Annotated in this window: 20 protein-coding genes; 9 read left to right on the top strand and 11 right to left on the bottom strand. The window is 75.3% G+C overall.

Features of this window, described 5'->3' with window-relative positions; translation table 11 throughout:
* Positions 1-11 precede the first annotated feature (11 nt).
* Entirely contained in the window at positions 12-1,316 is a 1,305-nt protein-coding gene (locus HL054_RS02950; RefSeq protein ID WP_369137219.1) for an amidohydrolase family protein, read from the top strand.
* A gap of 60 nt (positions 1,317-1,376) precedes the next feature.
* On the opposite strand, the gene HL054_RS02945 is transcribed toward HL054_RS02950, so the two are convergent.
* Complete coding sequence (locus HL054_RS02945) at positions 1,377-2,342, bottom strand: isopenicillin N synthase family dioxygenase (protein ID WP_369137218.1); 966 nt, start codon at positions 2,340-2,342, stop codon at positions 1,377-1,379.
* Between the two features lie 159 nt (positions 2,343-2,501).
* A complete protein-coding gene (locus HL054_RS02940; protein WP_369137217.1) occupies positions 2,502-3,806 on the bottom strand; it encodes an FAD-binding oxidoreductase in 1,305 nt (434 codons plus the stop codon).
* A gap of 157 nt (positions 3,807-3,963) precedes the next feature.
* On the opposite strand from HL054_RS02940, the gene HL054_RS02935 reads away from it, so the two are divergent.
* Together HL054_RS02935 and HL054_RS02930 are read left to right on the top strand one after the other, a co-directional pair.
* Entirely contained in the window at positions 3,964-5,022 is a 1,059-nt protein-coding gene (locus tag HL054_RS02935) for a Rieske 2Fe-2S domain-containing protein (protein ID WP_369137216.1), read from the top strand.
* 190 nt (positions 5,023-5,212) lie between these two features.
* Positions 5,213-6,592: an amidohydrolase family protein gene (locus HL054_RS02930; protein WP_369137215.1), complete on the top strand. Its 1,380-nt coding sequence runs from the start codon at positions 5,213-5,215 to the stop codon at positions 6,590-6,592.
* Between the two features lie 184 nt (positions 6,593-6,776).
* Here the strand turns inward: HL054_RS02930 and HL054_RS02925 are convergent, their stop codons facing one another.
* From HL054_RS02925 to HL054_RS02900, 6 genes are all read right to left on the bottom strand, one after another.
* Positions 6,777-7,940 (bottom strand): ABC transporter substrate-binding protein, encoded by a 1,164-nt coding sequence (locus HL054_RS02925; protein ID WP_369137214.1) that lies wholly within the window; start codon positions 7,938-7,940, stop codon positions 6,777-6,779.
* Positions 7,941-8,217: 277 nt separating this feature from the next.
* The gene (locus tag HL054_RS02920; protein ID WP_369137213.1) at positions 8,218-9,090 is read right to left on the bottom strand and encodes an ABC transporter permease; all 873 of its coding nucleotides are present in this window, start codon (positions 9,088-9,090) and stop codon (positions 8,218-8,220) included.
* Positions 9,091-9,131: 41 nt separating this feature from the next.
* Positions 9,132-9,905 (bottom strand): ABC transporter ATP-binding protein, encoded by a 774-nt coding sequence (locus HL054_RS02915; protein WP_369137211.1) that lies wholly within the window; start codon positions 9,903-9,905, stop codon positions 9,132-9,134.
* 117 nt (positions 9,906-10,022) lie between these two features.
* Complete coding sequence (locus HL054_RS02910; RefSeq protein ID WP_369137210.1) at positions 10,023-11,267, bottom strand: amidohydrolase family protein; 1,245 nt, start codon at positions 11,265-11,267, stop codon at positions 10,023-10,025.
* Positions 11,264-12,265: a methylenetetrahydrofolate reductase gene (locus tag HL054_RS02905; protein ID WP_369137208.1), complete on the bottom strand. Its 1,002-nt coding sequence runs from the start codon at positions 12,263-12,265 to the stop codon at positions 11,264-11,266. Before HL054_RS02905 ends, HL054_RS02910 begins: the two co-directional genes overlap by 4 nt.
* 188 nt (positions 12,266-12,453) lie before the next feature.
* Entirely contained in the window at positions 12,454-13,419 is a 966-nt protein-coding gene (locus HL054_RS02900) for a PDR/VanB family oxidoreductase (RefSeq protein WP_369137207.1), read from the bottom strand.
* Positions 13,420-13,508: 89 nt separating this feature from the next.
* Between HL054_RS02900 and HL054_RS02895 the strand changes: the two genes are divergently transcribed.
* From HL054_RS02895 to HL054_RS02885, 3 genes are read left to right on the top strand one after another with little or no spacing between them, the layout of a single operon-like run.
* Positions 13,509-14,852, top strand: a complete 1,344-nt coding sequence (locus HL054_RS02895; protein ID WP_369137206.1) for an FAD-binding oxidoreductase — start codon at positions 13,509-13,511, stop codon at positions 14,850-14,852.
* Positions 14,849-15,448 (top strand): pyridoxine/pyridoxamine 5'-phosphate oxidase, encoded by a 600-nt coding sequence (locus HL054_RS02890; protein WP_369137205.1) that lies wholly within the window; start codon positions 14,849-14,851, stop codon positions 15,446-15,448. The genes HL054_RS02895 and HL054_RS02890 overlap by 4 nt, the downstream gene beginning before the upstream one ends.
* Positions 15,449-15,499: 51 nt before the next feature.
* A complete protein-coding gene (locus tag HL054_RS02885) occupies positions 15,500-16,234 on the top strand; it encodes a GAF and ANTAR domain-containing protein (RefSeq protein ID WP_369137203.1) in 735 nt (244 codons plus the stop codon).
* Positions 16,235-16,238: 4 nt separating this feature from the next.
* Here HL054_RS02885 and HL054_RS02880 read toward each other — a convergent pair whose 3' ends face one another.
* Positions 16,239-17,270, bottom strand: a complete 1,032-nt coding sequence (locus tag HL054_RS02880) for an LLM class flavin-dependent oxidoreductase (protein WP_369137202.1) — start codon at positions 17,268-17,270, stop codon at positions 16,239-16,241.
* 129 nt (positions 17,271-17,399) lie between these two features.
* Between HL054_RS02880 and HL054_RS02875 the strand changes: the two genes are divergently transcribed.
* The 3 genes from HL054_RS02875 (at position 17,400) to HL054_RS02865 (ending at position 20,912) form a co-directional block, all read left to right on the top strand.
* A complete protein-coding gene (locus tag HL054_RS02875) occupies positions 17,400-17,702 on the top strand; it encodes a DUF427 domain-containing protein (RefSeq protein ID WP_369137201.1) in 303 nt (100 codons plus the stop codon).
* Between the two features lie 186 nt (positions 17,703-17,888).
* Positions 17,889-18,341, top strand: coding sequence for an STAS domain-containing protein (locus HL054_RS02870; protein WP_369137200.1), 453 nt, complete (start codon positions 17,889-17,891; stop codon positions 18,339-18,341).
* 96 nt (positions 18,342-18,437) lie between these two features.
* Entirely contained in the window at positions 18,438-20,912 is a 2,475-nt protein-coding gene (locus HL054_RS02865) for a putative bifunctional diguanylate cyclase/phosphodiesterase (RefSeq protein ID WP_369137199.1), read from the top strand.
* A gap of 67 nt (positions 20,913-20,979) precedes the next feature.
* On the opposite strand, the gene HL054_RS02860 is transcribed toward HL054_RS02865, so the two are convergent.
* Complete coding sequence (locus HL054_RS02860; RefSeq protein WP_369137198.1) at positions 20,980-21,678, bottom strand: hypothetical protein; 699 nt, start codon at positions 21,676-21,678, stop codon at positions 20,980-20,982.
* Between the two features lie 77 nt (positions 21,679-21,755).
* Positions 21,756-22,583: an SGNH/GDSL hydrolase family protein gene (locus tag HL054_RS02855; protein WP_369137197.1), complete on the bottom strand. Its 828-nt coding sequence runs from the start codon at positions 22,581-22,583 to the stop codon at positions 21,756-21,758.
* Positions 22,584-22,646 lie beyond the last annotated feature (63 nt).

Here is a 22,646-nt window from a genome sequence, read left to right as displayed (position 1 = left end):
GGGTCGTCGGCGTGCTGACCGTGACGGGTGCCCTGGCCGTGTGGACCGGTACCGGGGAGGAGCTGGTCGGCGTCGACGTCGACTGCGGCGACGACGGCCGGGTCGCCGGCCTGGGCGCGGTGCCCGACCCGGTCCAGACCCTCGACGCGACCGGCTGCGTGGTCACGCCCGGCCTGGTCAACGCCCACCACCACCTCCTGCAGACCGCCTTCCGCACGCTGCCGGGCACCCGCGGCGTCCCGATGGCGCAGTGGCTGCCGGCGATGGCGGCGGCCTACGCCGCGGTCGGGGTGGACGACGAGCTGGCGCACGCCGCCGCTTCGGCCGGGCTGGCCGAGGCGCTGCTGTGCGGGGTGACGACGGTCGCCGACCACCACCTCACCTGGCCGCCGCGGACCGACGACGGGGTCGGCATCGCGACGGCCACGGCGACGGCCGCCCGCGAGCTCGGGGCCCGGGTGGCGTTCGTGCGCGGCAGCGCCCGGGACGAAGCCGCGACCGCCGCCGCCTCGGCCGCGGCGGTCGCGCAGGCGCTGGTGCCGCACGGCGGGGTGACCGCGGACGGCGTGCTGCAGGTGGCCGTCGGCCCGGCCGGGGTGCACAGCGACGGCGAGGAGACCTTCCGGCTGATGGCCGAGGTCGCCGCCGCGCACGGCCTGCGCCGGCGCACCCAGGCCAACGAGCAGGTCGACGTGGTCGTCGCCGCCGAGCGCCACGGCCGGCGTCCGCTGGAGCTGCTCGACGCGTGGGGCTGGCTCGCCCCCGACGTCACGCTGGCGCACCTGTGCGGGGTCACCGACGCCGAGGTCGTCCGGCTGGCCGCGGCCGGGGTCAGCGCCACCCATGCCCCGGGTTGCGACCTGCCGATGGGGTGGGGCGTGGCGCCGATGGCCGCGCTCGCCGACGCCGGCGTCCCGGTCGGGCTGGGCACCAGCGGCGGCGGCTCCAACGACGCCGGGCACCTGCTCGCCGACGCGCGGCTGGCGCTGCAGGTGGCGCCGCTGGCCGGCCGGCCGGTGAGCGCGCGCGAGGTGTTCGGCTGGGCCACCCGTGGCTCCGCGGACGGGCTGGGGCGGCCCGACCTCGGCCGGCTCGAGGTCGGGGCGCGGGCGGACCTGGTGTGCTGGGACGTCACCGGGGTCGCCGACGCCGGGGTGGCCGACCCCGTAGCCGGGCTGCTGTGGGCCGCGCCCGGCCGCCGTCCGAGGCACGTCGTGGTCGGCGGCCGGGTCGTCGTCCGGGACGGGGTGCTGGTCAGCCGCCCGGAGACCGACGTCGTCTCCGAGCTGCGCACCCTCCTCGCCGCCCGCCGCTGAGGCCCCCCTCCAGGGGCCCGCCCCGAGCGTGCGAGGGGTGGGGAGGAGGGGGGTCCTTCCTCAGACGGTGGCGGGCTCGGCGTACTTCTCGGCCTGCACGAACCGCGCCATGAACTGCTGCTGCCAGTCGTGGACGCTCACCGGCGCGAAGCGCGGCCCCTCGGCACCGACCGTGCTGGGCAGCGGCTCGACCACGGTGTCCAGGTCGGGCAGGTGGAACACCGCGATCGAGCGGCGGCTGTTCGCCGTCGTGGGGCCGGCGACGACCCGGTGGATCGTGGCCGGGTAGACGCCGTTGGTCCACTGGCTCATCAGCTGCCCGATGTTGATGACGAACGCGCCCTCGATGATCGGCACCGTGGTCCAGCTGCCGTCCGGGCGCAGCACCTCCAGGCCCTCGTAGTCACCGGACTGGTGCAGCACCGTCAGCCCGCCGGAGTCCGGGTGCGGCCGCAGGATCGTCGCGTCGTGCTCGACGTCCACCGGCTGCGGCGGGTACCAGTTGACCGCGGTGAGCGTCGGGGAGTGCGCGAAGGCGGCGTCGAAGTGGTCGGCCGGCATGCCCAGCGCCTGCGCGACGAGGCCCATCATCAGGTCGCAGACGCGGCGCGCCTCGTCGAGGTAGCTGCGCCAGGTCTCCCGGAAGACCGGCAGCCCGGCCGGCCAGACGTTGGGCGCGAAGAAGTCCGGGTGCCCGGCGACGCCGCCGTCGGCGACGGCCTCGGCGAGGTCGTCGTAGCGGAGGAACTTGAACGTCCGGCCGAGCACCCGGCCCTGGTCGTCGACCCGCTCGTTGAGGCCGCGCTCGGTGACCGACGGGCGGATCAGCGCCCGCCGCTCGGCCGCCGGCAGCTGGTCGAGCAGGTCCATCGAGTGGTGCGCGGCGGCGACCAGGTCGGGCGCGACGCCGTGGCCGACGACCTGGAGGAAGCCGACCTCGCTCATCGCGGTGTGCAGCTGGGCGACCAGGTCGGTGGTGTCGGCGCCGGTGCGGGCAGGGGTCAGGTCGATCACGGGGATGGTCATGCGGGGTGCCCTCTCCAGACCCGTCGACAGTGTGGCCGAACGGGGAGGAACCCGACCCTGCCCGGCCGCCACCGACGTGTCCACGGGGGTGCGCAGGACGTAACGCACTCGTCACGCCGGGGGCGCACGACCCGGGGTCCCCCGACGCGGACGTACCGGTCAGCCGACGGGCCGGGCCGGGACGGCGGCGGGCAGCTTGCCCGGGTTGAGCAGGCCGGCCGGGTCGTACCGTGCGGCGGCACGGCGGACGTCGTCCAGCGGCTCTGCGAGCTCCCAGGTGTGCGGGTCGCTGACGTGGACGCCGATCCCGCGCAGCGCGTCCATCGCCCCGCGGAGCGCCTCCTCGCCGGTGTACCGGGTGAGCAGCAGGCCGACGAACTCCGGCCCGTCCGGTCCACCGAGCCCGTCCAGGTGCAGCAGCGCGCCCGGCAGCAGGGCGCGCACCTCGTCCGCGCGCTCGACCAGGGCGGGCGCGCCCACCTGCAGGTGCGCCAGGCCGGGCCGCGTCTTCTGCACCCGGTGCGTGGCGTGGTTGAACGACAGCGACGTCAGCAGCCCCGCTCCCCCGGCGCGCACCTCCTCCACCACGCCGCCGGCCGCCGTCACGGCCTGCCGGGCGGCGGTCAGCACACCGGTGTCGACGATCGCCCGCAGGCTGGTCCGGCCGCGCGGGATGCCCGGGTCGGCCGGCAGTGCGGCGACGATCCCCGGTTCGTCGACCGACACCAGCCGCGGCACCGGCGCCAGGGACGCCATCAGCGCCAGCCCGGCGGCCACCGCGTCGGTCCAGCGGTCGAACGAGGCGAACAGCGCCGTCCAGTCCCGGCGCGGGCGCAGCCGCACGGTGGCGGTCGCGATGACCCCGCTGGTGCCGTAGGCGTGCAGCAGCGGACCGGTGTCGGGACCCGCCAGGTGCACCAGCTCCTCCGCGCCGGTGCACGGCACGACGTCCAGCGCGGTGACGAACCCGCTCCACAGCCAGCCGTTCTCGATCGAGCCGGTGCCGCCCGCGCCGCCGGCGAGGAAGCCGCCCAGCGTGCTGCCGACCGTGGACGGGAACATCGCCAGCTCCTGGCCGGTCGCCCGCGCGGCGGCCTCCAGCGTGACGAACGGCGTCCCGGCCTCGGCGGTGACCCAGCCGGCGCCGACGTCGAGCACCCGGCGGGCGCGGGTCAGGTCGACCACCAGCCCGTCGCGCAGCGGGATGGCCTGCCCGTAGTTGCCGGTGCCCTTGCCGCGCGGGGTGACCGGCACGCCGGCGTCGTGGGCGAGGGCGACCGCCCGGGCGAGCTGCCCCGGGTCGGCGGGGAAGGCGACCACGTCGGCCAGCCCGGCGGGCAGCCGCGCGGTGAGCACCGGCGACATGTGCGCCCAGTCGGTGGAGGCGGTCCGGCGCACCCCCGGGTCGACGGAGACGGCGTCGTCCCCCAGTGCCGTCCGGAGCCGCTGCGCGAGGTCGTCCACCCGGACACCGTCGCGGGCCTGCGTTTCCCCGGGATGAGCAGCGCGAGAAGACTCGTCACGGCGACGTCACGGTGGCGACACACCCCGGCGGCACGCTCGCGGGCGTCCGAGGGCCGCGCGGACGGCGCGAGCGGCCCGGGAGCAGGAAGGCCCGCGCATGACCCTCACCCAGCCCGACCCGACCACCACCCGCGAGACCACCCACCACGGCCCCGACCACCTCGTGCTCTCCGAGCACCCGGTGTTCCGCCGGTTCTGGTACGCCGCCTGCTTCAGCGACGCGGTCACCGACGGCCCGGTGCAGCGCACGGTGCTCGGCCGGGAGCTGGTCCTCTGGCGGCCGGTGCCCGGCGGTCCGGTGAGCGTGGCGTGGAACCGCTGCGCGCACCGCGACGCCCCGCTGTCGATGGGCTGGGTCAAGGACTGCCACCTCGTCTGCCCGTACCACGGCTGGGAGTGGGACGCCGACGGCCTGACCCAGCGGATCCCGCAGTTCCCCACCGCGCCGCACCCCACCAAGAGCGGGCTGACCATGGTCCGCGCGCAGGAGCGCTACGGGATGGTCTGGGTCTGCCTGGCCGGGGACGACGAGGGCGGCCCGCTGGCCGACCTGCCCGAGGTCCCGGAGTACGGCGCCGCCGGCTGGCGGGTCGTGCCGGAGAAGCAGTGGGACTTCGACTGCACCGCGATGCACCTCGTGGAGAACAACGTCGACCCCGGGCACGTGGCCTTCGTGCACCGGAACACCTTCGGCAACCCGGACGACGCCGAGCTCACCGAGGCCGAGCTCGAGCGCACCCCCTACGGGTTCGTCACCCGCAGCGAGGTGCCGGTGGCGGCCCGGCCGGGCGAGACCGGGTCGACCGTGCGCTCGACGGTCAGCCAGGTGCACCTGCCGTTCTTCATGGCCCTGCACATCACCTACCCCGACGGCCTCGGCCACGTGATGCTCAAGGCGATCACCCCGGTCGACGACGAGCGCTGCACGATCATCCAGACCGTGCTGCGCACCGACACCGAGGCCGACCGTCCCGCGGCCGAGATCATCGCCTTCGACGACGTCGTCGAGCAGGAGGACGCCGACCTGCTCAACCGGCTGCCCTCGCCCTTCCCGCTGGCCGCGCGGCTCAACGCGCACGCCAAGGCCGATCGCAACAGCCTGCTGCTGCGCCGGATGTACACCGAGCTCGTCACCGGCCGCTGGCTCCCGAGCTGACCGCCCCCGGGCCCGGGATCAGGTGACCTGATCCCCGGTGCTCCTGGCTCACCGCAGACCGTGAGCCAGGAGCACGCGCGGTGAGCCCGGACGGGGCGACGCGACATGAGGCGACAAGAAGCGGCACGGTGGCGGCACGTGGAGACGCGATCGTCACGGGGGTGCAACGTCGGGCAGGCATCGTCCGGCCGTGACCCGACTCCTCGTGCGCAACGCCGTCCTGCTGACCCTGGACCCCGACCGTCCCGACCCGTTCACCGGCTGGTTCACCGTCGGGGACGACGGCCGGCTGACCGCCGTGGAGCCCGGTGAGCCGCCCGCCGCGGTGGTCGCCGGGCTCGACCCGGCCCACGTCCTCGACGTCCGCGGGGCGCTGGTCGGCCCCGGCTTCGTCTCCGCGCACAGCCACCTGTTCACCTCCGGCTCCCGCGGGCTGGGCACGGACCAGGCGCTCTACGGCTGGATCGAGGCGATGACCCGGTACACGATGCCGGCCGGCACCGAGGACATGTACTGGCTGACCCGGCACGGGGCCCAGGACTTCCTCCGCAACGGCATCACCACCGCCTTCGACTTCACCGACGCCGGGCTCGCCTTCGAGAAGGTGTCCGCCGGCGTCTCCCGGTTCGCCGCCAGCCTGCCCGACACCGACCGCCAGCACGCCCAGCTGCGGGCCAAGGCCGACGCCGGGCTGCGGCACGTGCACAGCGTGATGCTCGGCCAGGGCGGGGTGCCGCGGCGGGAGGCGCTGGCCCAGCTGGACGACGTGGTCGCGCTGGCCGCCTCCGTCGACCGGGACCTGCACCTGGGGGTCGCGGTGAGCGGTGCAGTGCAGTGGGGCCCGGACCGGGAAACCGCCGAGCTCGAGGTCGCCGCCATGCGCCGGCACGGGCTGCTCAACCAGCCGCACTTCCTGGAGAACGCGCACGAGGTCGAGCTGCAGCGGTCGAAGTTCGCCTGGTACGTCGAGGCCGGCGCGCTGGGGCCGGACCTGGTGTTCGGGCACTTCATCCAGACCACCGAGGAGATCCTGCAGGTGGCCGCCGAGGCCGGCTGCGGGATGAGCTGGCAGCCGATGAGCAACGGTCGGCTGGCGTCCGGGGTCGCGCAGATCCCGCGGATCCGGGAACTGGGCATCCGGGTCGGGATGGGCCTGGACGACCAGTCCTGCACCGACGTCAGCGACCCGTTCAGCAACATGCGGACCGGGCTGGCGCTGGTGCGGGCCACCCACCGCGACCCGACCGCGCTGCCCGTCCGCGACGTGCTGGAGCTGCACACCCGCGGCTCGGCCGAGGTGCTCGGCATCGACGACCACGTGGGCACGCTCCGGGTCGGTCGGTACGCCGACTTCCTCGTCGTCGACCCGCGCGACCCGGACACCGGCCCGGTCTGGGACGCCTACGGCACCTACGTGCTGGCCTGCTCGCTGCGCAACCTGCAGTCGGTGTGGGTCGGCGGGCGGCAGGCCGCCGAGGGCGCGCGGCTCTGCGACCCGGAGGCGACCGAGGTGGTCACCCAGGTGCACGAGCGGCTGGCCCGGCTGCGCGCCGAGGTCGACGGCGCCTGACCCCGACGTCCCGGGGCGCCCACCGGCCGCCCCGGGACGTCGTCCCCAGCGTGGCCCGCCCGCGCCCGAGAGCCGTGGGAAGACGCGCGAAACCGCGCCGTGGGAAGACGCGCGAAACCGCGCGGTGGGGACAGCACTGCGCCGGCCGCCCCGCGGGGGGACGGCCGGCGCAGGTGGGGTGCGGCTACTTCAGGCCGATGGAGGTGTCGATGAACTCGTTGGTCACCAGGTCGTCGGGGGTGATGCCCGCCAGCGGCGCGGTGCCCTGCTCGGTGAAGATCGGCGTCGTCTGCTCGATCAGCGTCTGCACGCGGGCGGTGTCGAAGTTGCCGTGCGTGTCGTCGTCACCGTTGCCGACCAGGCCCAGCTCGGCCTGCGTCTCCACTGAGTAGTCGGCGACGCCCTGGGTGTACACCCAGCCGGTGTCGTACTCCTCGACCAGCTCCAGGATGATCTCGTTCACCCGGCTCGGGTCCTCGAGGTAGTCCAGGTCGGCCTGCTGCATCAGCGGCACCAGCTCGGTCAGGCAGCCGGACATGCCCTCGACGTCGTCGGTCCGCACCGAGATCGAGGACTGGTAGGGCTGGAAGCCGGCGTCGTAGACCAGCTCGTACTCGACGTCCTTGCCCCAGGCGTCGACCTCGTTCTTGTAGATGTAGGGCTCGGCCGAGGCGAAGCCCTGCTGCGCTACCGCGCCGCCCTCGGAGACGAAGCCGGCCGGGGTGCCGTCGTAGGAGCCGTCGACCTGGTCCGGCTTCAGGATCCCGGCGCCGGTGAGGTAGGCCATGTACGCCGACCCGTCGAAGTACCGGACGGTGGCGTCGGTCTCACCGAGGTCGGCGATCCCGGTGACGTCCGGGTAGGTCTCCGGGTCCCACATGATCATCGTGGGTGACTTCTCCAGCGGCGCCAGGACGGCGGTCGTCGGCTGGCTGTCCGACAGCTGGATCGCCTCGTCGGTGGCGATGTACCCCATGGTGATGGAGTCGTCGGCGTAGAGCTGCGAGGTCACCGTCTGGAACCCGATCGCCGGGCCACCGGCGCGGATCTCCAGCGTCACCCCGGTGCTCTCCCCCTCGGCGTCGATCAGCGTGCCGCTGACCACCTTGTTGCCGGCGTCGATCTCGTAGTCGTCGCCGAGTGACTCGTACAGCCCGCCGTGCTCGGCCTCGGGGTTCCAGTCGGTCTGGACGACGACGGTGTCCGGGCAGCCGGCGGCCGCGAGGTCGGTGCTGCCGACGTCCCCGGAGGGCGCCGCCGACGCGTCGTCGTCGCCGCCGCAGGCGGTGAGGACCAGGGCTGCGGCCACCGAGAGGGTGATGCCGATCGTGGTGCGGGGTGTGCGCACGCGTACTCCTTGGGGGATGGCCGACAGCGCCTCCGGACCGGGGCGCTGCTCGGGGCCGCGGGTGGTGCGCGACCCCGAGGTGGTGCGGGCTGGGCGGCAGCGCCGGGGAGTGCGCTGCGAGGGCCGGAGAGCCACTGGGCTCACCTTCTGGGGTGACTGTTTCGGCTGCGTGTGACCGTGGTGAACGGCGCTCGCGGTCGATCACGACTTGGCCACACCGTCGCTGCGGGACCCGCGCCGGGACCGTCGGGACGAGGGGTCGCCCGGCGGGCCGGGCTCAGGCGGCGTCGCGGCTCTGGTCGTACCAGCGGCCGACGGCGATCCGGCCGAGCCAGCCGAACAGCGCGAAGACGGCGATGCCCAGCGCAGCGGCGACGATGATCGTCAGGAACAGCTCGGCCCCCTGCAGCCGGGAGCTGAAGTTGTTCAGCAGCACCCCGAGGCCCGGGCTGCCCTTGCGGAAGAAGAGGTCGCCGACGATCGCGCCGACCACCGACAGCCCGGCGGAGATGCGGAAGCCGGCGAAGATGGCCGGCATCGCCGCGGGCAGCTGCAGCTTCACCAGCCGGGTGACCCGGCCGGCGCCGTGCAGGTCGAACAGCTCGTGCATGCCGCGGTCGACCGACTGCAGCCCGAACAGCGTGTTCGACACCACCGGGAACAGCGAGATCATCACGCAGACGATCACCCGGGAGCTGAAGCCGTAGTCGAACCAGAAGCCGATCAGCGGCACCAGCGCGAGGATCGGGACGCACTGCAGCGCCACCGCGTAGGGGAACAGCGAGCGCTCCACCGTGCGGCTCTGGCTCATGGCGATGGCCCATACCATCCCGATCGCGATGGCGATGAGCAGGCCGACGAAGGTGACCGTGATGGTCCGGCCGAGGGCCTCGCCGATCTTCTCCATGGTCGGGCCGTCGAACAGCGCGTCGGTGACGATCGTGTGCGGCGCCGGCATCAGGAAGCGCCGGGTGGGGTCGAGCACCAGGTAGGTGATCGCGTACCAGACGCCGATCAGCGCGAGGAGCACCGCGGCGGGCAGCAGCGCGTCGGTCAGCCGCCGGCGGCCGCGCCCCCGGCCGGCAACCGGTGCGCCGGGGGCCGGAGCCGCCGCGACGGCGGTCGGCGGGGTCTCCACGGTGGCGCTCACGGTGGTCTCCTCGGTGCTCGCGGGGCGGTGCTCGACGGCGGTCACGAGTGACCCGCCCGGAGGGCGTGCGAGACCTCGCCGGCGAGCTTGGCGAACTCCGGGGTGAAGCGGAGCTCCGGCGTCCGGTCGGCCCCGAACGGGACGTCGAAGGTGTCGACGATGTGGCCGGGCCGGCCGCTCATCACCAGCACCCGGGTCGACATGTAGACCGCCTCGCTCACCGAGTGGGTGATGAAGAGCGCGCCGAACCCCTTGGCGTGGAAGAGCCGGATCAGCTCGTCGTTGAGGCGCTCGCGGGTGATCTCGTCCAGCGCCCCGAACGGCTCGTCGAAGAGGAACAGGTCCGGGTCGAGGGTGAGCGACCGGGCCAGCGAGGCGCGCATCTTCATCCCGCCGGACAGCGCCCGCGGCAGCTTCTTCTCGTGGCCGTTCAGCCCGACCAGGTCGATGGCGTCGCGGGAGGCCTGGTTGGTCGCCGTCGAGCTCATCCCGTGCAGCTCGGCGAGCAGCTGCACGTTCTTCAGCACCGAGCGCCAGGGCAGCAGCGTGGCGTCCTGGAAGACGTAGCCGATCCGGGCCGCCTCGATCTCGACGTCGCCGCCGGTGGCCGGGGACAGCCCCGAGGCGATCCGCAGCAGGGTGCTCTTGCCGCAGCCGGAGGGCCCGACGACCGTGACGAACTCACCGCGCCGGATGTCCAGGTCGACGCCCTCCAGCGCGACGGTGCCGTCCGGGAAGGCCTTGGCGACGTCGCGGAAGTGCAGCACGCGCTCGCGGGTGGCCGCGGCGGGGACGGTGGGCGCGGGTGCGCTCATCGGCAGCTCCCTGGGTCGGGGACCGGTGCCGGCACCGGTCCGGGGTGCGGACGGCACCCACCTTCGACGTCGTCTGTTTCGCCCGCGTGTGCCGTCGGTGAACGGCGCGCGCCGTCCTCACGAGTGCGCCACAGCTGCCGCCGGCGCTCCGCTGACCTCGCGCGACACCCGGGTCGAGGCGACGACCCGGCCGCGCGAGACGACGACCCGGGCGGTGCCGGCACCGGCGACGGCGGCGTCCAGGCTCTCCGCCTCGATCGCCACGAACTCGGCCACCGAGCCCACCGCGACCGCCGGCTCCGGCAGGCCCATGCAGGCCCGGGCACCGGCGCTCACCGCCGTCCACGCCTCGCGGGTGGACAGGTGCCCGGAGGTCACCAGCAGCGAGGCGGCCTCGCAGGCGTCGGCCCGGCCCATCGGGTTGAACGGGTCGCGCAGGTTGTCCCCGCCGGCGCCCAGCGTCGCCCCGGCGTCCAGCAGCGTGCGGACCGCGGTGAGCCCGCGCGGCCGGGCGACGTCGACGTCCCGGCCCTGCAGGTAGAGGTTGGTCTGCGGCAGGGCCACCACCCCGACGCCGGCCCGGGCGACCTCGGCCGCGGTCGCCCGGGCGACCGCCAGCGGGTGCACGCCCAGGCTGACGCAGTGGCTGGCGGTGGCGCCGGCGTCGAAGCCGGTCGCCAGCACCCGCCGGGCGAGCGCGAGCAGCCCCTGCGCGGTGGGGTCGAGCGTCTCGTCGGTGTGCAGGTCCAGCGGCAGGCCGTGCCGGACGGCGGCGTCGAAGGACAGCTGCAGCCCGGCGTCGCGGTCGGGCCACATGTGCGGCGCCCCGCCGACCAGGTCGACCCCCATCTCGACGGCCTCCTCGAGCAGCCGCGCGTTGTCCACCGCCTCCTCGGGCGTCCACGGGGACGACGCGAGCGCGACCACCTGGACGTCGACCAGCCCGGCCAGCGCCTCCCGGACCTCGACCAGCGCCCGCACGTGCCGGGTGCCGGAGTGGGCGCCGACGTCGGCGTGGGTGCGGATCGCGGTGGTGCCGTTGGCCAGGTACTCCAGCGCCGCGCGGGTGGCCCGCTCGACGAGGTCGGCGTGGGTGAAGTCGGCGGCGATCTCGCGGATCGCGGTGACCGCCCCGGCCAGGTCACCGGTCCGGTTGGGCGCGCGGTGGCTGGTCAGCGCCTTGTCCAGGTGGGCGTGCGGCTCGGCGGGCGCCGGCAGCAGCAGGTGCCCGGCGAGGTCGCGGACGTCGTCGTCCGGCCGGACCGGCAGCGCGGGGGCGACCGCGACGACGACGTCCCCGTCGACCCGGACGTCGACCCGGCGGCCGTCCAGGTCGGTGGCGGACTGCAGCAGCAGGCTCATGAGAGGGCCCTCCCGATCGTGGCCAGCGCACCGGCCGTGGTGAGTTCACGCCCCGGCGGGGACACGGCGGACAGGTCGACGCCGCGCACCCCCGGGATGGACAGCAGGGCCTCGGCGAGGGAGACCGCGGCGGAGATCCCGGCGCGGGCCGGGTCGCGGGCGGTCTCGACGGCGTCGAGGTACCGGTCGGGCAGCACGAGCCCGGGGAAGCGCCGCAGCTCGGCGGCGGAGGCGGCGTCCAGCGCGACGGCCACGCACACCACGAACGGGACGTCGGCCCCGGCGGCGACCGCGGCGGCGACGAACTCGGCCACCACCTCCGGCCCGCCGCAGTGGTTGACGACGCCGACCTGCGCGCCGGCCCGGACCTTCTCGGCCAGCCGGTGCGGGCGCCGCTGCACCGGCGGACCGGCCGGCGCCTCGGCCACCGACACCAGCAGCCCGGCGGCCGCGGCCCGGGCGGCCAGCTCGGTGGAGTCCAGGTCGAACACCGGCTGCGCGTCGGGGCGGTCGCCGAGGGCCGTGTGGTCGCCGGTGACGCAGTGCACTGCCGCCGCGCCGACGTCGGCCAGCGCCGCGAGCTCGCCCTCCAGGGCCACCCGGTTGCGGTCGCGGCAGGTCAGCCCGGCCCAGGCCGGCACGCCGCGGGCCTGCACCAGCGCGACCCGGTGGGCCGGCGGGAACTGCACCCGCGCGCCGCCGGAGTCACCCAGCAGGACGGCGTCCACGGTGCCGGCCAGCACGTCGACGCTGCGCTCCAGCGACTCCCGGGACAGCGGCGCCGCGGGCAGGTCGGCGACCACGACCGGCCGCTGCCGCATCAGCGCCAGCAGCGGGTGCACCGTCGTCCGCGGTGCCGGGCCGTCGGCGCCGGACCAGCGCACCGTCGGCCGGTCGAGGAACACGCAGGGTCCGGGGGCGACCTCGCAGCCCCCGTCGGCCGCGACCCCGCCGCACGGACCGTGCGTCATCGTCTTCGGGCAGGCCGGCGCGGTCACCGGGGCAGGCTCACCCGCCCGTGTTCCCGGCCCGTTTCGCCGGCGTGACGACCCCGCCCGCCGCCCCCCGTCGTGGGAAGACGCGCGAAACCACGCGTGGGAAGACGCGCGAAACCACGCGTGGGAAGACGCGCGAGACCACGCGTGGGAAGACGCGCGAAACCACGCGTGGGAGTGGGCGGGGTGGGTCAGAGGTCGAGGACGAGGCGGGGGCCGGCGGCGCGGGAGACGCAGATCATCATCGCGGTGTCCTCCTCCTGCTCGGCCGGGGTGAGCACCGAGTCGCGGTGCTCGACGGCGCCCTCCAGCACCGCGGTCTCGCAGGTGCCGCAGGTGCCCACCCGGCACGAGGACAGGACGACGACCCCGGCGCCGGCGACCGCGTCGAGCACCGACTGCCCCGGTGCGACGGTGACCTCCCCGCCGGAGAGCGCGAGCTCGACCTCGAACGGCTCCGGCCACACCGGCTCGCCGAACTCCTTGGCCTCGAACCGCTCGGTGTGCAGCGCCGCCGCCGGCCAGGAGACGGCGGCGGCCTCCACCGCGTCGATGAGCCGGGTCGGGCCGCACACGTAGACGGCGGTGTCGGCGCGCGGCTCGGCCAGCAGCGCGGCGACGTCGAGCCGGCCGCCCTCGTCGGCGGCGTGCAGCCGCACCCGGCCGGGGTGGGCGGCGGCCAGGTCGTCGGCGAAGGCCATCGCCCGCCGGGAGCGGCCGGCGTAGTCCAGCGTCCACTCCGCCCCGGCCTCCTCGGCCGCGGCGACCATCGCACGCAGCGGGGTGATGCCGATGCCGCCGGCGACCAGCCGGTACGCGGTGCCGGGGGTCACCTCGAAGGAGAAGTGGTTGCGCGGCCCGCGCACCCGCAGCCGGTCCCCCACCCGGACGTCGTCGTGCAGCGCCACCGAGCCGCCGCGACCGGCCGGCTCGCGCAGCACCGCGACCCGCCAGCGGGACCGGTCGGCGGTGTCGCCGCACAGCGAGTACTGCCGCTCGCAGCCCGGCCGCAGCAGCACGTCGACGTGCGAGCCGGGGGTCCAGGCGGGCAGGTCCCTGCCGTTGTGCGCGACCAGGTCCAGGGCCAGCACGCCCTCGGCCAGCTCGGTGCGGGCGGCGACGACGAGGTCGCGTTCGACGTCGGAGAAGAAGCTCACCGGCCGGATTCTGCACACGGATCCGGCCCGGGACGCCGATGACCCGAAGAGGTCACACGGCCGTAACCGCCGGGCGTTCCAATCGGGCCGTGACCCTCTCCGCCTCGCCTCCCACGTCCACCACCGTCGCCGAGCTGGAGGCGGAGCTGACCGGGCTGCTGGGCGCCCGCAACGTCACCAGCGAGCTGCGCGCCCGCGAGCGGGCCTCGGTGGACGGCGGCCGGATGAGCCCGATCATCAGCGAGCTGCTGCCGCTGGGCCTGGCCGACCTGGTCGCCTTCCCCACCACCGCCGAGCAGGTCGGCGAGGCCGTCGCCGCCGCCGTCCGGCTCGGGGTGCCGGTGACCCCGCGCGGCAAGGGCACCGGCAACTACGGCCAGGGCATCCCGATGGCCGGCGGGCTGGTGCTCGACCTGTCGCGCGCGCGGGCCGTCGTCGAGGTGGGCGAGGGGTTCGTCACCGCCGAGGCAGGGACGCCGATGGTCACGCTGGAGCGGGCGGCGCACGCGACCGACCAGCAGCTGTGGATGTACCCCTCGACCGCGCAGTCCTCGATCGGCGGCTTCCTGGCCGGCGGGTCGGGCGGCACCGGCAGCCTCGTGCACGGCACGAACGACGCCGGGTTCGTCGCCGCCCTGGACGTCGTGCACGCCACCGGGTCGCCCGAGCTGGTCCACGTCGAGGGCGAGGAGGCGCAGCGGTTCGTGCACAACTACGGCACCGCCGGGATCATCGCCCGGGCGACCGTGCGGCTGGAGCCGCTGCAGGACTGGCGCGGGGTGTACGCGAGCTTCCCGGACTTCCGCAGCGCCCAGGCGGTGCTGCGCGACCTCGCGGCGCTGGACCCGACGCCGCGGCTGGTGTCGGCCGACACCCCGGAGATGACCGCGGCGCTGCCGGCCGACCCGGCGCTGCCCGAGGGCCGGGCGAGCGTGCGGCTGATCGCCGACGAGCGGACCGTGGTGCGGGCCGGCGAGATCGTGGTGGCCGGCGGCGGCCGGGTGGAGGACGTCCGCGAGGGCGCGCAGACCGCCCTGTCGCTGAGCATGCTCAGCTACAACCACCCCATCGAGTGGCTGCAGAAGAGCGCGCCGGGCGTGTACTTCCACCTGGAGGTCGCCGGCGCCGCGCTGATCGACCGGGTCGACGAGGTGCACGCGGTCTACGAGGGCGGGCTGCTGCACCAGGAGATGGGGCACAGCGGCCCGATCGGCATGCTCGCCGGCGTCTACCGCAGCCCCGAGCAGGTCCGCGCCGGCATCCGGGCGCTCGGCGAGCTCGGCGTGGGCGTGCACGACCCGCACCAGTGGAACGTCGACTTCCAGCTCGGCCGCACGCTCGAGACGGCGCGGACCACCGACCCGCGCGGGCTGCTCAACCCCGGCAAGCTCAACCCCGACTACGACGGCCCGACCAAGGGCGCGGTCTCGTGAGCGCGGCGGTCGGGGTGTTCGACCTGCACGCCGACGGCACCCCGCCGGCCGACCCGCTGGTGCTGGCCCGCGACTGGCTGCCCGCCGACGACGACCCGGACCGGCCCCGCGCCACCCTGGCCACGGTCGGCACCGACGGCTGGCCGGACGCCCGCACGGTGCTGCTGTCCGCCTTCGACGAGACGGGCTTCGCGTTCCACACCTCCGCGACCAGCCGGAAGGTCGCCGAGCTCGCCGCCGTCCCGCGGGCGGCCCTGGTGGTGCTCTGGGAGGGGTTCTCCCGGCAGCTCGTGGTCCGCGGGGACGTGGTGCCCGACAGCGCGGAGTCCCTCGCCGCGGCCTGGGCGGCCCGGTCGGACCACCTGCGCCGGCTGGCCTGGTGCAACACCGACGAGCTGGCCGCGCTGCCGCGCGCCGACCGGGTGCAGCGGTGGGCGGCGGACCACCCCGCACCGGGGCAGGCCGACGGCTGGGCCGGCTACCGGCTGCAGCCCCGGGAGCTGACCTTCTGGGCGGCCGGGGACGGCGCGGCCAGCCGAAGGCTGCAGTACACCCGGGACGCCGGGGGTTGGACCTGGCGCTTCCTCGCCGGATGACCGTCGGCACGAGCGCGTGACCGGGTCGTCCGCGCGGGCTACCGTCGCGGCATGACGGCCTCAGCAGCGGGCTCGACGACCGGACGGCCCCACGCCCCGGACGACCACGGTGACCTCGGCGCGGTGATGGGGCGGATGGCCCGCACCCTGCAGCACGAGCACGGCGACGTGCCGGCCACGCTGGCGTCGATCACGGCGGCGGCCGTGCGCAGCGTGCCCGGCGTCGACTGGGCGAGCGTGAGCCTGGTCAGCGGACGGCGGGTCTCCTCGCAGGCGGCGACCGACGCCCGGGCCAGCGCGCTGGACGCCCTGCAGACCGAGACAGGCGAGGGCCCCTGCCTGGACTCGCTCCGGGAGCAGACGACCGTCCTCGTGCCCGACTTCGGGACCGAGACCCGCTGGCCACGGTTCGCGGCGCGGGCGGCGCAGGTCGGCGTCGGCAGCCTGCTGGCCTTCCAGCTGTTCACCGACGGGAACACCCTGGGCGCGCTGAACCTCTTCGCCGAGTCCCCGCACGCGTTCCACGACGAGTCCGAGGCGGTCGGTGACGTCTTCGCCGCCCACGCCGCAGTCGCCCTGTCGGCCGCCCGGCAGGAGACCAACCTGCGGGCGGCCATCGACCGCCGCGACCTCATCGGGCAGGCCAAGGGCATCCTGATGGAGCGCCACCGGCTGACCGCCAGCCAGGCCTTCGCCGTGCTCGTCGAGACCTCCAGCCACGTCAACCGCAAGCTGTTCGAGGTGGCCGAGGAGCTGGCCAGCACCGGGTCGATGCCGACCCGCTGACCGGTCAGCGCAGGGCGGGCGGCACCCACCCGATGGCCGGCGCCACGTGCTGGACGACGGTCTCGAGCAGGTGGGCGTTGTAGTCCACGCCCAGCATGTTCGGCACCGTCAGCAGCAGCGTGTCGGCGTCCCGCACGGCGGCGTCCTTGGCCAGGTCCTCGGCGAGCTGGTCGGGCTCGCCGACGTAGCTCTTGCCGAACCGGGCCCGCACCCCCTCGAGGACGCCGACCTGGTCGCCGCCGTCCCGGCCGGTCCCGAAGTACTGCCGGTCCAGGTCCGTGGTGATCGGCATGACGCTGCGGCTGACCGACACCCGCGGCTCGTGCGCCCAGCCGGCGTCGGCCCGGGCCGCCCGGTACAGCGCGATCTGCTCGGCCTGCAGCTGGTCGAAGGGCACCCCGGTGTCCTCCACCAGCAGCGTCGAGCTCATCAGGTTCATCCCCTGCTGCGCGGTCCAGACGGCGGTGCTGCGGGTGCCCGAGCCCCACCAGATCCGCTCGCGCAGACCCGGGGACTGCGGTTGGACGGCCAGCCGCCCGGCGGGGCCGCCGGTCGTGCGCGGGTCCGCGTCCACGACCGTCGTCCCGCTGATCGCGGCCAGGAACAGCGCCGTCTTCTCCCGGGCCAGCGTGGCGTCGTCGCCGTCGGCGGGCACGTAGCCGAACGCCTCCGAGCCGCGCAGCGCGGTCTCCGGTGAGCCCCGGCTGACGCCGAGCTGCAGCCGCTCTCCGCTGAGCAGGTCGGCGGCCGCGGCCTCCTCGGCCATGTACAGCGGGTTCTCGTAGCGCATGTCGACGACGCCGGTGCCCACCTCGATCCGGCTGGTGCGCATCGCCATCGCGGTCAGCAGCGGGAACGGCGAGGAGAGTTGGCGGGCGAAGTGGTGCACCCGCACGTACGCACCGTCCAGCCCGAGCTCCTCGGCGGCGACCGCCAGCTCCACGCTCTGCACCAGGGCGTCCCGCCCGGTCCGCACCTGCGAACCGGGGATGGGCTGCCAGTGCCCGAAGGACAGGAACCCGATCCGCTTCTGCACCGCACTCACCTCTCGTTGGTCTGACCGGCTCAGCGTCGGCGGGGGGCCCGGCTGTTCCCACGGGATGAGGACGGCGGCCGGCCGTGTTGGCGTGTGGTGAGGGACACCCATCGAACCGAGGAGCAGCACATGCGCGCCACCGTGGCCGGGACCGTCGTCGCCGAGGCCCCGCAGTCCGACCTCGTCAAGATCGAGGGCAACTGGTACTTCCCGCCGTCGGCGATCAGCCCGGGTGCGCTCACCGAGAGCCCGACCGCCTACACCTGCCCGTGGAAGGGCGCGGCGCAGTACTGGGACGTCGTCACCCCTGAGGGCACCACCAAGGACGGCGCGTGGAGCTACCCGGACCTGAAGCCCTCCGCGGTCGACCGGGTGGGCACCGACTTCGCCGGCTGGGTCGCCTTCTCCCCGGGCGTGACCGTCGCCGAGTGAGCGCCGGCTGACGACACGCCCGGCCGCCGCTCCCCGCCCGGCGGCCCTGGCGTGTCGTCGGGCCCCGCGCCTACGGTCGGGGACCGGGTCGGACAACGGCCCGTCCACGCGATCGCGTGGCCGGCAGGTGCCCGCTGCGCACCCCGCCACCGGCCGCCCGCCCCCGCCCCCGTCCCCAGGAGTTCCGTGGTCCTCCCGTCCTCCCCCACCGGTCCCCAGCAGGTCGCTCCGCTGTCGGTCTCGGTCGACCTGGCCCGCGCCTCGGTGCGCGTGGCCGGTGAGCTCGACCGGGACTCCGCCCACCACCTGCTCGACGCCGTCTCCGTGCTGACCACCGGGCCCGCCCCGCGCTGGCAGGTGGACACCTCCGGGGTGACGTTCTGCGACGTCGGCGGCGTGCGGGCGCTGAGCAGCGCCCACGCCCTGGCGGTCGCCTCCGGCCGCAGCCTGCGGCTGGTCCGCACCAGCCGCCCGGTCGACCGCCTGGTGCAGCTCCTCGGTCACGACCGGGTCTTCCCGGCGCGCGGGTCCGCCGACGGCCCGCGCTGCGACGTCGTCCGGGCCCCGGCGTCCCGCCGGCAGGCGGCACCGTCGGCATGGGCGCGGCACGTCCGGTGTGGCACAACGAGAAGCGTGTGACCGGAGGGTCGACCCGTCACCAGGAGTGACGGCACGAACACATGTCCTCGGCCCGGGTTCCCGGGTTGCGGGCCCCCGATGGGCGACCCTGGTCCGGTGACCACCTCCGCCCCCGAGTCGTCGGGCGCCTCCGGGCCCGCCCGCGCTGCCGGGCCGCGGCTGCGCGCGGCCGATGTGCTGTTGGCCGACCGGGGCCAGCTGTTCCGCGCCCTGTTCCTCTCCGCCCCCGTCGCCAAGGCCGTCGTCGACCCCGGCGGACGGATGCTCGTGGTGAACCCGGCGATGTGCGAGCTGACCGGCCGGACGTCCGCCGAGCTCGTCGGCCGGCACCTGGACCTGCTCACCCACCCCGACGACGTCCCGCTGGAGGACCGCGCCGCCGAGCACCAGCCCGGCACGCCGCTGCTGGACCCGCAGCTGGAGGTGGTCGGCGAGCGCCGGCTGCGCCGCGCGGACGGCGAGAGCATCTGGGTCCACCAGTCGCAGGACCTGGTGCGGCGCACCACGGGTGAGCCGCAGTTCGTGGTGCTCACCATGGTCGACGTCACCGACCGCCGCCGCGTGGAGGAGGACCTGGTCCGCCGGGCGTTCACCGACCCGCTCACCGGCATGCCCAACCGCCGCGCGCTGTCCGAGCGGCTGCAGCACGCCCTGTCCGCCTCCCGGCGCCGGGGCACGCTGGTCGGCCTGCTGCACCTGGACCTGGACCGGTTCACCGCGGTCAACGACTCCCTCGGCCACGAGGGCGGGGACCAGCTGCTGTGCCAGGTGGCCGACCGGCTGCGCTGGAGCACCCGGGTCGAGGACACCGCCGTCCGCTTCGGGGCCGACGAGTTCCTCGTGCTGGCCGACGAGGTCGAGGACGTCGAGGCGCTGCGCACCCTGGCCGACCGGCTGCTCGGCGTGCTCGACGAGCCCTTCCACGTGCACGACCGGGAGATCACGCTGTCCGCCAGCGTCGGCATGACGCTGGGCTCGGACCTGGCCCCCGAGGCGCTGCTGCGCCAGGCGCACAGCGCGCTCGCCCGGGCCAAGGCCAGCGGCGGCCGCGGCCGCATCGAGGTGCACGACGAGGCGCTGGGCGAGGGCTACGTCGACCAGCTCCAGCTGGAGACCGACCTGCGGCACGCGCTGGAGGCCGGCGAGCTGCGACTGTTCTACCAACCGATCGTCGCGCTGTCCGACGAGCACCTGCTCGGCTACGAGGCGCTGATCCGCTGGCAGCACCCGACCCGGGGCCTGCTGCCGCCGGCCGCGTTCCTGTCCGCCGCCGAGGACAACCGGCTCACCTCCCGGCTCGGTGCGTGGGTGCTGCACCAGGCCTGCTGGGACGCCGCCGGCTGGGCGCCCGACCTGCGGGTGCACGTGAACATCTCCGCCCGGCACCTCGCCGAGCCCGGCTTCAGCGAGCTGGTCGCCGATGCGCTGGCCGAGTCCGGGCTCGCCCCGGACAGGCTGGAGCTGGAGATCACCGAGTCGACGGCGCTGTTCGCCGCCGACGCCACGCTGAACGCGGTGGACACCGTCACCGGGACCGGCGTGACCCTGGCGCTGGACGACTTCGGCACCGGCTACTCCGCGATCACCGCGCTGCACCGGCTGCCCATCCACACGGTGAAGATCGACCGGTCGTTCGTGGCCGACGTCGTCACCCAGCCGGCCACCGCCGCGCTGGTGCAGGGCCTGCTCCAGCTCGGCCAGGGCATGGGCCTGCAGGTGATCGCCGAGGGCATCGAGGACGGCGAGCAGGCGAAGTGGCTGCTCGACCACGGCTGCGCGATGGCCCAGGGCTACGCCTTCGGCCGCCCCGCACCGCTGCCGGCCCGGGAGCTCGACCAGCTCTCCGTGCCGATCGACGCCGCCGACGTCGGTGCGCCGGCCCCCGGTCCCGCCGTCGACCCGACCGGTGGGCTGGGCGACCTGACCGAGGACGAGTGGGGACCGGAGGCCGACACCGGCCCCTCGCTCCGCTCGGCCGCGGTGCCGCAGCTGGACGCGTTCACGCTGCCCACGACCGGGACCGCGACCACGGGCGGGACCGAGGCGGTCACCGGGGAGCTCCCGGCCGCGGCCGACGTCCTGGTGGCGCCCGACGACGTCAGCACACCGGCCGGCGCCGAGCTGCCCTACGCGTCGGTGGTGGCGTTCGAGTCGCCGTCGTACTTCGACGGCCGGGGGGCCTTCGACCTGCCGGTGTACGCCGCCGACGAGGACGACGAGACCGACGACGAGCCGGACGACGAGACCGACGAGGCCGTCGACGAGGTCGGGGACGACCCGACCGTGGACGACGAGCCGGAGGGGCCGACGGCGGCCGCGGCGCCCGACTTCGACCCCGCCGTCTTCCGTCCCTCCCGGGCCTTCCTGGAACTGCGCGAGCTGCTCGCCGCCAACGGGGTGGCGGAGTCCGCCGTCCCGGAACCGCGGAAGGCGGGCGAGCTCGGGGACCTGCGCTCGCTGGCGGCCGACCCGAGCGACCTGTCCGGGCTGCGGCCGTGGCTGGAGTCCTTCCAGCAGCGGCTCGGCCCGCCGAGCACCGGCGACCTGCCGCAGGTGGGCGACCGGGCCTGAACGCGGCTCGAGCCGACCGGCAGGTGCGCCGGTCGGCTCGAGCAGGCCCGCTGGGCGGGCTCGGTGCCTACTTCGTCTCGACCGTGATGGTCGCGGCGCCGATGACGAACCCGCCGGCGAGCGCGTCGGTGCCGAACGTGGTGTTCAGCAGCTCAGCGGCCTCCGGGGACAGCTTCACCGTGGTGCCGTCGAGCACCGCGGAGCCGTCGGCGTCCATGCTCGGGGCGGACAGGGTGCTGCCGTCGAGGTCGAACAGCGGGGCGCTGGGGACGGCGAGCTGGCCGTTGACCGAGACGTTGCCGAAGAGCCGGGCCGGCTTGCCCGGGTCGATGGTGAAGTCCGAGAGCTCGACGGTGGTGCCGCCGGCGGCCAGGCTCAGGCCGCTGCCCTCGTGGAACACGGTGCCCTGGACCCAGGGGCGGTAGCCGCTCTCACGGTCGTACAGGGTGACCGCGCCGCCGGTGATCGGGAAGGTGACGGTGCCGGTGGCGCCGTCCAGCGTCGCGCCGCCCAGGACGCCGGGGGTCAGGCCCAGCTGGGTCAGCGCGTCGGTGAAGCCGGCGTCCAGGGCGACGGCCGTGGTGCCGCCGGGGATGGCGGGCACCGTGGCGGCCGGGGCCGGGCGGCCGTAGGAGGCGCTGGAGCTCGAGCCGTCGGCGGCCTGAGCGGTGGCGGTGTCGTTGCTGCTGCAGGCGGAGAGGCCCACGACGGCGCTCAGTGCGGCGGCAGCGACGAAGCTCTTGCGGGTGGCGCTCTTGCTGAACATGACTACTCCCAGTCGTCGAGCGGGTGAGGCAACGACAGGGATTCGGGCCGTGTGGCAGAACCGGATGGGCTCTCAGGTCACGATCGGGTCACAGGCGACAAGGTAGCCCACAACGGTTCCGGCTGCGGTCGCTTGGGAGCCCGCCCGTCACCGGAGGAACGGCCGGACAACCGGCGGCCGATCCAGGGCAGCACGAAGCCCCGCACCCAGGCCCACTCCTGGGCCAGGACCTCGCGCGGGGGCAGCGGCGGGGCAGGCTCCAGCGGCGTCCGCCAGTCGGTGTCGTCCCCGCCGACGGGCACGCCGAGCGCGGCGGCCGCGGCCAGCGCCGTGCGGCGGTGCCCCTCGGCGGTGAGGTGGATCCGGTCGCCCGGGTCCCACATCCGCGCGTCCTGGATCCACGAGGCGCCCCACTGGTCCAGGACGACGGCGCCCTGCCGGGCGGCGATCGACCACAGGTGGGCGTTGAACACCGCGACCCGGCCCCGGGTGCGCCGGATGATCGGCGTCTGCCGCGGGTCGACGCCGGTGGCCAGCAGCACGTCGGCGCCCGCCTCGCGGAAGGCGACCACCGCCGCCTCGAGGTCGGCGGCGAGCACGTCGGGGTCGGCGCCGGGGCGGAGCAGGTCGTTGCCGCCGGCCACCAGGCTGACCAGGTCGGGCCCCGCCGCGAGCGCGACGGGCACCTGCTCGGCCAGCACCTGCGGCAGCAGCCGGCCCCGGACGGCCAGGTTGGCGTACTCGACCGACCCGGTGGGCGACGCGTCGGCCAGGTGCCCGGCGAGCCGGTCGGCCCAGCCGCGGAACTCCTCCGGGGCGGCGGCGGGATCGCTCAGCCCCTCGGTGAAGGAGTCCCCCAGCGCGATGTAGCGCTGCCACGTCCGACGGTCACTCCCCGGTTGCACGCCCTCTACTGCACCACGCGCGCTCACCGGCAGGGACGAGGGGTCCGGCACGCTCGAGCCCTG

It is taken from the genome of Modestobacter versicolor, from assembly GCF_041028285.1.
In the GTDB taxonomy this organism is placed as follows: domain Bacteria; phylum Actinomycetota; class Actinomycetes; order Mycobacteriales; family Geodermatophilaceae; genus Modestobacter; species Modestobacter versicolor_A.
The sequence above is the reverse complement of the archived record's forward strand: the minus strand, read 5'-3'. Positions and strand labels throughout refer to the sequence as shown.

Coding starts and splice junctions, on each gene's coding strand:
- HL054_RS02945 (WP_369137218.1), bottom strand. CDS start 2,342: ATGACCATCCCCGTGATCGACCTGACCCCTGCCCGCACCGGCGCCGAC.
- HL054_RS02935 (WP_369137216.1), top strand. CDS start 3,964: ATGACCCTCACCCAGCCCGACCCGACCACCACCCGCGAGACCACCCAC.
- HL054_RS02915 (WP_369137211.1), bottom strand. CDS start 9,905: ATGAGCGCACCCGCGCCCACCGTCCCCGCCGCGGCCACCCGCGAGCGC.
- HL054_RS02910 (WP_369137210.1), bottom strand. CDS start 11,267: ATGAGCCTGCTGCTGCAGTCCGCCACCGACCTGGACGGCCGCCGGGTC.
- HL054_RS02885 (WP_369137203.1), top strand. CDS start 15,500: ATGACGGCCTCAGCAGCGGGCTCGACGACCGGACGGCCCCACGCCCCG.
- HL054_RS02875 (WP_369137201.1), top strand. CDS start 17,400: ATGCGCGCCACCGTGGCCGGGACCGTCGTCGCCGAGGCCCCGCAGTCC.
- HL054_RS02860 (WP_369137198.1), bottom strand. CDS start 21,678: ATGTTCAGCAAGAGCGCCACCCGCAAGAGCTTCGTCGCTGCCGCCGCA.